We start from the raw sequence: 10,002 nt of genomic DNA on the forward strand, positions 1-10,002 counted from the left end.
ACAACGAGAGATTTACGATGAACGATAGCAATAAAAACCAAAAACGCGGCAGTGACGTCGTCGATGTCGTCGTCATTGGTGCTGGCTTCGCCGGCCTGTATGCCCATTATAAAATTCGTGAAATGGGCCTTTCGATACAAGGTTTTGAAGCTGGCCCCGACGTTGGCGGCACGTGGTTTTGGAATCGCTACCCCGGTGCGCGCTGCGATATTGAAAGCTTAGATTACAGTTATTCTTTTTCAGCAGAGCTACTGAACGAATGGAAGTGGAGTGAGCGCTATGCCACCCAACCGGAAATTCTACGTTATATAAATCACGTCGCCGATAAATTTGAGCTGCGCCGCGATATCACCTTTAACACGCGAATCACAGCCTGCACCTACGATCAAGCCGAGAACCTGTGGACGGTAGAAAGTGGACAGGGCGATACAGTTCGCTGCACGTATTTGATGACCACCACCGGATGTTTGTCGACGCCAAAAGACCCTGAGTTTGACGGCTTAGCCGAATTCAAAGGCCAATGGGTACAAACCTCAACGTGGCCCCGTGACGGCGTTGAGTTCGCTGGCAAGCGTGTTGCTGTCATCGGCACCGGCTCATCAGGCATACAATCTATTCCGGAAATCGCCAAGGAAGCCGCCCACTTAACTGTATTCCAGCGCACGCCTAACTACACCATTCCCGCCCGCAACGCCCCTATCGACCCCGAGTGGGAAGCCAAAGTGCGCAAGGATTATGTTGAGCATCACCGCCGCAACAAAGAAACCAAGGGCGGCGTGCAGTCTAAATTATCAACTGGCCTTATGACTTTTGACGTCGATAAAGAAGAGCGCCTCGCTACCTTTGAACATGCATGGCAGTTTGGTAGTGCCGGAATTCAAAACGTCTATTCCGATCTACTCAGCAATCCAGAGGCAAACGTCACTGTCGCCGATTTTGTCCAAAACAAAATTCGCTCCATTGTTAAAGACCCAGAAACCGCCGAACGCCTAACGCCAAAAGATCACCCTTTTGCCACCAAACGTTTATGCCTAGACACAGACTATTACGACACTTATAACCGCCCGAACGTTGACTTGGTTGATGTCCGCGCCACGCCCATTGAAACCCTCACGGCAGCGGGCATCAAGACCACGGAAAAAGAATACCCCTTTGACCTGATTGTCTTCGCCACCGGTTTCGACGCCATGACCGGACCATTGCTCGCGCTTAATATAAAGGGTGTCGACGGCCTCTTACTGAAAGATGCGTGGAAAGACGGGCCAGCCAGCTACCTTGGCCTAATGATGGCTGGCTTTCCCAATCTCTTCACCGTCAACGGCCCCGGCAGCCCATCGGTACTCGCAAATATGGTGCCAACCATTGAGCACCATGTCGATTGGATCGCCGACTGCATCACTTATATGCGTGAGCACAAAGTGACGCGCATAGAGCCGACGATGAAAGCACAGGCCTCATGGGCGCAAACAGTACATGACGTTGCCAACCACACTTTATTCCCACTGGCGAAATCTTGGTATATGGGTGACAACGTACCGGGCAAGCCCAGAGTATTCTTGGCTTATGTAGGCGGATTCTCTAACTACATTACCCGCGTCGCGGAAATTGTGACCGGCGGCTATGTTGGCTTCAAACTTTCGTCCGACCATAGCGAAAGTGATAAGTCTGCCTAAACCATCCAAAAGGAAAAGTAAGTCATGGAATATTCAGAAAGTGTTGCGGTAATTACGGGTGGCGCAGGCGGAATCGGCTTGGCCTTGGCCCATGAGGCCGTTCGTCGTGGTATGAAAGTCGTCATTGCTGATATTCGGCAAGATGCACTGGACACAGCAGTAACACAATTAAGTGCGGCCGGCGGCGAGGTGTTTGGTGTGCGCACCGACGTCACTAAAATTGATTCCGTTACCGCCCTAGCTGAGGCGACCGTGGCACGCTACGGCAAGGTTAATCTATTAATTAACAATGCCGGCGCTTTTGTCGCTGGCCTTGTCTGGGATACCCCGCCGGAACAATACGAATGGCTAATCAACCTCAATCTGAAAAGTGTTTTTCACGGTATTCGCAGCTTTGTGCCGCGAATGATTGCCCAAGGTGACCCCTGCCAAGTAATAAACATCGCCTCGGCGGCTGGCGTCACGGTTTACCCTGGTTACGCTAGCTATTCGTCGACCAAACACGCTGTACTCGGATTATCGGAAGCGCTGCACCTCGACCTTGCCGCAGAAGGCATTAACAATATTGGCGTCACCATCGCCATGCCGGGAATCATTCGCACTGCTATTATGCAACCGGAAACAGCCAGCCCAGCAGATTTACATCTTGAGCGCCGCAGTCGTTTTGAAAATGCCACTGTTCGCGGTGTCGAGCGCATGATGAGCGCCGGCCTCGACGCCGCCATGTCCCCCGAAGACGCCGCCCAAATGATCTTTGACGCCGCGTCAGCCGGTCAATTATATGTATTACCAAATCACGATAGCGAAGGCCATCAAACCCTCATCCAAACTATCGCCAAAGGCCGTGCAACGGGTAAAGACCCTTACGGCACAGTATTAGACAATACCTTGCAATCCATGGCTCGCGCCGATGCTGCCGCCAACAAAATTGGCTAACTTAGGGATTTTCAATGCCACACCATTGCGCGCGCGAGCGAAAATAAGGACCGTAGAATATGACTAGGCACCTGATCCATCCTGAACTTGTTGCCGCGGTGGACGCGCTACCCATTGGCGAAATAGACGCAGCTTCACTCCCCGCTCGCCGCGCAGCAATGGCCGCCATGGCCGCGCCGCTGGAAATTTATGCGCGGGAAACGATTGCGACCGAGCGCCGCAGCGTTCCGGGGCCTGCCGGCGCCCCCGATGTTGAAGTCATCATTTATCGACCACGGGCACCATCACCTGCCCGCCCGGTGTACCTAAACATTCATGGCGGCGGTTATATCTTTGGCGTCGCGGCCTTAAACGGCCCCGGCAATATGCGCATTGCTGATGAACTCGACTGTGTGGTGATATCGGTCGAATATCGCCTCGCGCCGGAAACGCCCGCACCGGGAGCGGTAGAAGATTGTTATGCCGCCCTGAGTTGGGTATTCACTAACGCCGACGAACTCGGTATCGATCGCGAGCGAATTGCCGTCGGCGGCGAAAGTGCCGGTGGCGGCCTAGCCGCCGCGTTGACAATCCTCGCCCGCGACCGCGGTGAAATTCCCATCTGTTTCCAATTATTGACCTACCCCATGCTGGACGACCGCACGGTAACGACAACAACGCCGAATCCCGTTACCGGTGAGTTCGTCTGGACACCACAAGCCAATCGCTTTGCGTGGACCGCACTACTGGGGCAGGAACCAGGCGCGGCCGATGTCTCCCCCTATGCCGCCCCTGCCCGTGCGAGCGACCTGTCGAATTTGCCGCCAGCGTATATAAGTGTCGGCGCGCTTGATTTGTTTGTCGACGAAGATATCGCCTACGCGCAGCGACTGCTCCGCGCCGGCGTGCCAACGGAGCTGCATATTATTCCAGGTGCGTTTCACGCCTTCGAGATGGCATACGAAGCGTCGATCACGATTGCCGCGCAAAGTGAACGGCGCGAGGCGCTGCGGTGTGCATTCGGCGGTGAGGAAAAAAATAAGTCGAGCACCAAAAATGTAGCCTAAATAGTGCGTGTTCTTACAACAATAAACGGGAAGCAGAGCATGGCCACAGCAGATCATATACCTGTCATAGTTGGCGTCGGTGAGATCAACGACCGGCCTCGCGCTAATGCGGTGGGCCTCGATTCAGTAGAACTGATGACCGCCGCCGCGCGGCTTGCCAATACCGACAGTGGCGGCGGCTTTCTCGATCAGTGCGACTGGCTAGCCATTACCCCGCAGATTTCTTTTCGAGAATACGACGTACCCGCCATGTTGCCAAAGGCACTTGGTATAGCACCGGCCACCATCATCCAAGCTAGCATACCCAATGGTGACACCCCGGTACGCCACCTGAATGAGGCCGCTAACGCAATTGCGAGCGGCAACGCCACTGTTTGCCTATTAGTCGGCGGCGAGGCAATCCGTGAATCAGCGCGCCGCGCCTCAGCCGCTGGCAACAGCAAAGCCCTATTTGCGGGATCCGCGGCATCCGCCTCTGACTTGCGCCGACGCTATGGCTTAATCACGCCAAGTGATATTTACCCGCTCTACGAAAATGCCTGTCGGGCAGCCTGGGGGCAAACACTGGCCGAAGGCCAAGCGGAATCCGCCGAGATCTGGTCTCGGCTATCAGAGGTTGCTGTTAATGCCGAAGGCGCGTGGCTAAAACAGCCCCGTAGCAGCGAAGAAATTAGTGATATCAATTCAGATAATCGGCTAATTGCCTTTCCCTATAGCAAATTGATGGTCGCCAACGCCTCGGTAAACCAGGGCGCGGCTGTCTTTGTCACCAGCCTTGCCAAGGCGCGGGCGGCTGGTATCTCCGATAGCCAATTGGTGTATATCGGCGCGGGCGCGGCGGCACATGAAGATGAGGAACCGCTTGCCCGAGCCAGCTGGACCGGCAGCGTATCAATGAACGTCGTGCTCGAAAAAGTGATGACGTTTAACCAGCTTACGGTCGAGGACCTCGACCACATCGAATTGTATTCCTGCTTTCCCTGTGTACCCAAAATCGCAAGGCGTGCGCTGGGGCTAAGTCTCGAAAAGCCATTAAGTGTCCATGGCGGACTCACCTTTGGGGGAGGTCCCATTGGCAACTACATGCTCCACGCCACAGCAGCAATGGTCCGCAGTCTTCGCAGTTCCGGAAAGTTTGGTCTGCTCTATGGCAATGGTGGCCACTGCACCCACAATCACGCGATTGTGCTGGCTCGAAACCCCATTGAGGGGGTCGACTTCCCGCAAAATTACCACGTCCAAGCGCTCGCCGACGCTCTGCGCGAACCCATACCAGCAATAAACGATGCTTACCAAGGCCCTGCGGTGATTGAGACCTACACCGTGTTTTACAAGCGTGATGGCACAGCCGATTACGCGACGGTAATCGGCCGCAACACCGTGGGCGAACGGGTATTGGCGAGAATTAATGGCAGTGACGATAACGGTATCCGCTTTCTAAGCAGCGGCGATTCAGAGCCGGTGGGTAGCCACGGAGAAACCATACTTAAGGGCGACACACTGCACTGGCAGTACGCAGAGAATCACTCACAAAATTCAACCGCGTAAAACGCAGGGGACATTCATGAGCGAAGTTGACCATAATGAGCTAGTACACTACGAACTTGTCGCCGAGCATATCGCCTTAGTCACCCTCGATCGTCCAGCGAAACGCAACGCGGTAAACGCCGCTCTCGCCAACCAGCTCGATGCCTGCGTCAAACGCGCCGAGGCCGACCCCAGTATTCGGGCGGTAATACTCACCTCCTCAAATGACCAAGTTTTTTGCGCCGGTGCTGACTTAGCCGAAGTCGCTGCGGGTAATGGTGCAAAGTTATTCACCACCGACGGCGGCTTCGGTGGTTTCATTGATGCCAAACGTCGCAAACCCTGGATCGCGGCTGTCAACGGCAGCGTTGTCGCGGGTGGCATGGAATTCTGCCTCGCCTGCGATATGGTGGTCGCCGCGGAGAACAGCCGTTTCGGCTTACCAGAAGTGAAACGCTCGTTAATTGCCACCGAAGGTGGTGTCACGCGGCTAATGAAAGCAATACCCCGGGTTGTCGCGCTGGAAATGCTCGCCACTGGCGACCCAATCACCGCCCAACGCGCCTACGAGGTCGGCTTAATCAACCGCGTAGTAGCCAGTAACAGGCTAATCGACACAGCCATTGCGCTCGCTCAGGCCATAGCTGTAAATGCGCCTCTAGCTGTTTATGAAGCCGTACAGGTTGCCAAGGAAACCGCCTTGCTCAGCGACCAAGAAAGCAAGCAGATGGCAAAAGCAGCATTAGAACGCCTACGTGCGAGTGAGGATTTCAAAGAGGGCCCAAAAGCATTTCTCGAAAAGCGGGCGGCGAAGTGGCTGGCCCGATGAATGCTGTTTAGTCGCTTGGGCTGCAGCACAATTTAGCAATAAGAAAATGAAGAAGGCCCTTTAAATGACCCCGATTATTTCTGTTAATACGCTGTGTCTTACCCCAGCGCCACTTCCCCAACAAGTCGCCTTAATTGCCGAGCTCGGCGCGACCGCCATTAGCCCCCAACGAGAACAACTCAGCCAATTTGGCGCGACGCAGGCTCGGCGCCTATTTCAGGAAACAGGCCTATCAGTCTCACTGGTAACACACCGGGCCTTTGGTTTTACTACGCCGACCGAAGCCACCAAACAGCGCGATAGACTCATGGCGACGATTGATATGGCACAGGAGGTAAACGCGGCGGCTGTCTGCATGACCAGTGGCCCCCGCGGCGCAATGGACTGGCGAGAAGCAATGCAACGATTTGCCGACGAAATTTCTCCATGTGCCGAGTACGCACTCGCCGCAGGTATTGATCTAGGGCTTGAACCAACATCCCACCTCTATGCCGACGCGTCGATGGCTCATCGCCTAAGTGACGCAGTCGCCTTAGCGCGAGCGGCAGAAATTAAAGTCGGCATAGACCTTTTCGCCTGCTGGACAGATTCAGATATCACCGAAGCCATTGCAGCGGCGGGACCGATGTGCGCCTTTGTACAGCTTAGTGACTATGTTATGGGCGACCGTGCACTTCCCTGCCGCGCTGTACCCGGCGACGGCGCACTGCCAATGGAACACTTATTCCAATTAATTTTTAGCACAGGGTATTGCGGCCCAGTCGACCTTGAAATCATTGGGCCGCGCTTAGCCGCCGAGGGCCATAAGATCGGACTACGTCGAGCAATTACCTATACTGAAAAAATCATTCAAGCGATATCCCGCTATGACTAAGTACTCAATATAAACTATTGATCAAGTACAGATGCTGGCGTAGTCTGCTCGCCATATGCGATGGAGAAAATTTTAATGGGTGTAGCCACGCCAGCACAGCTGGTCAATCAATATGGGCAAAAAATGGGCCGCAAAGGTCAGCTTACGCGCCAGCGCATAATGAGCATTGCCCTGAAAATGCTGGGCAATTCGTCGTACAAAGACCTTACCGTTTCAGACTTAGCCGCTAAAGCAAAAGTCTCTAACGCCACATTTTATGTGTATTTCAAGGATATTGAAGACGTCCTCTTTGCCTGTGTCGAAGCGGCCTCCCTCGATATGAATGCAATGTTCGACATCCTCAATGAAACTTGGACGAGTGAAAATTTAAAAAGCCAATTAGAAAAGTTCGTCGATAGTTTCAATACTCTCTGGGAAAAGCATCGCGTAGAACTGCGTATTCGCAATATCGAGGCCGATCAGGGTAATGCGCGTTTCCTAAACTTTCGGCAGTTATCGACTATCGAATTACTTAATCGCTTTGGCGAAAAACTTGCCGAATTAAACCCCAGGCTTGAAAACCCCGAATACATCAGCATGGTTATTTATACCGCGATGGAACGCCTAGCGGCATTAAACCAAATGGGCATTCTCGGCTCAAATAGTATTAGCCGTCGCGGCTTAGACGATGCCATTGTTGAATTACTGTACATGGCATTGAAAAAATAAGCCTATCCCTCGCCAGACGCCAACAATTCAACAAAAGACGGAAATAACAAGGCGCTGTTAATTCAGCGCCGGTATACCGTCAATTAATGTTTCGCAGCAATCAATAACTTACCTCACTCCATCGTTGCCCTGCCTGCCTAAGCAAAAGCCAATCTACTCATCTACATCCACAGCAAAGTACCACCAGGTGCTTCACCCTAAAGGTTTCCGCACTGGACAGCTTTTACGTCGCTTACTAAACCAGCTATTCGATAACTCGATACAACACAAAGTGGCCCAAAGAGCCTTTTTAATCAAATATGGACAAACCGTCCATTTAGAGCTATCATCCAAAAATGGACGGTATGTCCGATTTACTGGTTTTCGCCGATGAGTCGAACGCCTCACCGCGAATACCTAGCCTAGGTGCCGCCACACCTCTGCCATAAAGGAGAATAAAATGAGTGATCTCACAATCAGAAGGTTGCCCTGGGACTTCAAAGATGTCGATTTCATCTGGAATCCGGACAATCCGTTTTTCTCCATTGCTATGAATAAATTGTCCTTCTTCGCAATCGGCTTTGAAAAATACATCTGTGATGCAATACGTGCAGCAGAACCATTAATTGAAGACCCAGCCATACTCCAAGAAGCGAAAGACTTCCGCGCCCAAGAAAGTGCCCATTCACTGGCGCACCGCAAACATGTACGCGCATTGATAGAGCAGTATCCCGGCCTGCAGCAAACACTCGACAAGGTAATTAAAAGCTACGACGACCTCTTCGCGTCGCGGGATCTCAAATACCACCTCGCTTATATTGGCGGTCTAGAAAGCACCTTTACGCCCTCTATGCGACTTATTATTGATAATAGAGAAATGCTCCTAGCCAAGGGGGACTCGCGAATTTCATCATTAATGCTCTGGCATTTCTGCGAAGAAGTTGAGCACCGAAGCTCTGGCCTCGCCATTTATGACGCCCTATACGGCAATTATTGGTTCCGCGTTAAACACTTCCCCGGCTACCTACGCCACGTCGGCGAGCTCTTTACCATGATGGATGACGAGTTCAAATTGCACGCACCAGATATTCCAGAAGAATATTATTTAAAAGGCAACGGCAAACCGATTCCAACGAGCAGCCGATTAAAGTCGCTCTACGGCATTGTTATGTCGCAAATGCCTGGCCACAACCCTGAACACCAGACCGTGCCTAAATACTTCTATGAATGGATGAAGCAATACAATCGCGGTGACGATATGACCCAAGCCTTCGGCGTCGTCGCCAAGCAAGCGTAGAACAACAAAGTTTCAGGGGAAAAAACATGCATGATTTAGTTATCCGTGGCGGAAACATCGTCGACGGTACTGGCGCACCCGCCTTTATCGGCGACATCGCTGTTACAGACGGCAAAATAGTTGCCGTTGGCGGTGCGATTGGCGCTGGCAAGCAAGAGATCGACGCAGCGGGCCAGCTCGTCTGCCCCGGTTTTATCGACACTCACACCCACTATGATGGCCAAGTAACTTGGGACCCGTACTTGGCGCCCTCGTCATGGCACGGCGTTACCACCATTGTGATGGGCAATTGCGGTGTCGGTTTTGCGCCATGCCGCCCAGACGAGCGCGAATACCTTTGCAATGTCATGGAAGGCGTAGAAGACATTCCCGGCTCCGCACTGATGGAAGGCATGAGCTGGGACTGGGAAACGTTTCCTGAATACCTCGACTCCCTCGATCGCCAAAAGCGTTCAATCGACGTCGCAGCACAGGTGCCGCACTGCGCGATACGCACCTATGTAATGGGCCGCGAGCGCGGTCTTGAGGGCGACGCTACACCGGAAGATATCGCCGGCATGGCGGCAATCACCAAGCAAGCCATTGAAGCGGGTGCTGTCGGCTTTTCAACCTCGCGGACCTTTATTCACTTGACCGCCGATGGCGAGCGTATTCCCGGCACCTCATGCAATCCCGATGAGCTGGTCGGTATTGCCCAAGGCATGGCCGATGGCGGCTCCGCAGTTTTCCAAATGATTTCCGACAATTTGGGCAAAGAGCCCGACCTGGCGTGGATGAAGGTCATCGGCCAGACTACCAAACGGCCCGTCATTTTCTCGCTGGTCGATCTCGACAGCAGCAATGACCCCTACGCCTTCCGCCCAACTTTGGAATCACTCAAACAAACTTTTGAGCAAGACGGCGTCGACATCCGTGCCGCAGTGCCATGGCGCTCACCGGGCTTCCTAATGGGCTTGGATACCTCCCTCCACCCATTTAGCTACTATAAAACTTTCAAAGAATTGGAAGGCATGCCCCTGGAGCAGATTGTTCAGCGCATGCAGCAAGCAGAATTCCGCGCGGCTGTTTTGGCCGACGGCCCCGACATGTCTATGTCATTAACCGGACTGATGAACAAATTCGAGCAAATGTTC

General features: G+C 53.2%; 9 protein-coding genes. All 9 read left to right on the forward strand.

Translation table 11 applies throughout. From position 1 onward, the window contains the following. Window positions 1-17: 17 nt before the first annotated feature. The gene (locus ABYT30_RS04450) at window positions 18-1,673 is read left to right on the forward strand and encodes a flavin-containing monooxygenase (protein WP_373095406.1); all 1,656 of its coding nucleotides are present in this window, start codon (window positions 18-20) and stop codon (window positions 1,671-1,673) included. A 24-nt stretch (window positions 1,674-1,697) separates the two neighbouring features. Beyond that, window positions 1,698-2,609: an SDR family NAD(P)-dependent oxidoreductase gene (locus ABYT30_RS04455; RefSeq protein ID WP_373095409.1), complete on the forward strand. Its 912-nt coding sequence runs from the start codon at window positions 1,698-1,700 to the stop codon at window positions 2,607-2,609. A gap of 59 nt (window positions 2,610-2,668) precedes the next feature. After that, window positions 2,669-3,655 carry an alpha/beta hydrolase gene (locus ABYT30_RS04460; protein WP_373095412.1) on the forward strand — a complete coding sequence of 329 codons (987 nt, stop codon included), beginning with the start codon at window positions 2,669-2,671 and terminating at the stop codon, window positions 3,653-3,655. A 39-nt stretch (window positions 3,656-3,694) separates the two neighbouring features. Continuing rightward, window positions 3,695-5,203 carry a hypothetical protein gene (locus ABYT30_RS04465; protein ID WP_373095415.1) on the forward strand — a complete coding sequence of 503 codons (1,509 nt, stop codon included), beginning with the start codon at window positions 3,695-3,697 and terminating at the stop codon, window positions 5,201-5,203. A 16-nt stretch (window positions 5,204-5,219) separates the two neighbouring features. Beyond that, the gene (locus ABYT30_RS04470) at window positions 5,220-6,011 is read left to right on the forward strand and encodes an enoyl-CoA hydratase-related protein (RefSeq protein WP_373083543.1); all 792 of its coding nucleotides are present in this window, start codon (window positions 5,220-5,222) and stop codon (window positions 6,009-6,011) included. A 64-nt stretch (window positions 6,012-6,075) separates the two neighbouring features. Continuing rightward, a complete protein-coding gene (locus tag ABYT30_RS04475) occupies window positions 6,076-6,885 on the forward strand; it encodes a sugar phosphate isomerase/epimerase family protein (RefSeq protein ID WP_373083542.1) in 810 nt (269 codons plus the stop codon). A gap of 75 nt (window positions 6,886-6,960) precedes the next feature. Further along, window positions 6,961-7,593, forward strand: a complete 633-nt coding sequence (locus ABYT30_RS04480; protein WP_373083541.1) for a TetR/AcrR family transcriptional regulator — start codon at window positions 6,961-6,963, stop codon at window positions 7,591-7,593. 439 nt (window positions 7,594-8,032) lie between these two features. Next, window positions 8,033-8,869 carry a metal-dependent hydrolase gene (locus ABYT30_RS04485; protein WP_373083540.1) on the forward strand — a complete coding sequence of 279 codons (837 nt, stop codon included), beginning with the start codon at window positions 8,033-8,035 and terminating at the stop codon, window positions 8,867-8,869. 26 nt (window positions 8,870-8,895) lie between these two features. Beyond that, window positions 8,896-10,002 (forward strand): amidohydrolase family protein (locus tag ABYT30_RS04490; RefSeq protein WP_373095418.1); only part of this gene is annotated, 1,107 nt, incomplete at its 3' end.

The sequence above is a fragment of the Zhongshania sp. genome (genome assembly GCF_041623545.1).
In the GTDB taxonomy this organism is placed as follows: Bacteria; Pseudomonadota; Gammaproteobacteria; order Pseudomonadales; family Spongiibacteraceae; genus Spongiibacter.